1 protein-coding gene is annotated in these 616 nt (G+C 45.6%); it reads right to left on the bottom strand.

Annotation, left to right across the window (positions count from 1 at the left end):
- Positions 1-121: 121 nt before the first annotated feature.
- Positions 122-556: a 50S ribosomal protein L15 gene (gene rplO / locus A3762_RS23965; RefSeq protein WP_068754983.1), complete on the bottom strand. Its 435-nt coding sequence runs from the start codon at positions 554-556 to the stop codon at positions 122-124.
- Positions 557-616: the final 60 nt, after the last annotated feature.

The raw sequence follows: 616 nt of genomic DNA, 5'->3' as shown, positions 1-616 counted from the left end.
GAATATGTGCCCCGATACGGTAAACAATGATTGCAAGAAAAACGAACCACAAACGAGACTTGAGTTCATCAAGCCCCTTTCCGAATCCGCCTTGCATCGCTGGAGACTTAGCCATTACTTATTATTCCTCGACTTTACCACCGGCTGCTTCAATAGCAGCTTGAGCACCTTTAGTTACTCTCAAACCTTGAACAGTAACTGCTGACTTAATTTCGCCAGAAAGGATAACTTTTGCAGATTTCGTATCTCGACGAACTAGATTTGCATTTTTAAGCGCATCTAGATCGACAACGTTGCCTTCAACGAGCTCTAACTCATTAAGGCGAATCTCTGCTACATACTTAGCTTGACGCGACGAAAAACCAAACTTTGGCAAACGACGCGCTAGAGGTTGTTGACCACCTTCAAAACCTGGTGCTACTGAACCACCTGAACGTGACTTCAAACCTTTGTGACCACGGCCACCAGTCTTACCAAGACCACTACCGATACCACGACCAACACGGCGACGTGAAGGCTTTGAACCTGGAGCTGGGCTTAATGTATTAAGACGCATCTCACTCTCCTTCGATTCTTACCATGTAGTTAACTTTATTCACCATGCCGCGAACTGAAG

The organism is Oleiphilus sp. HI0125 (genome assembly GCF_001635355.1).
This window is presented reverse-complemented; position numbering and strand designations above follow the sequence as displayed.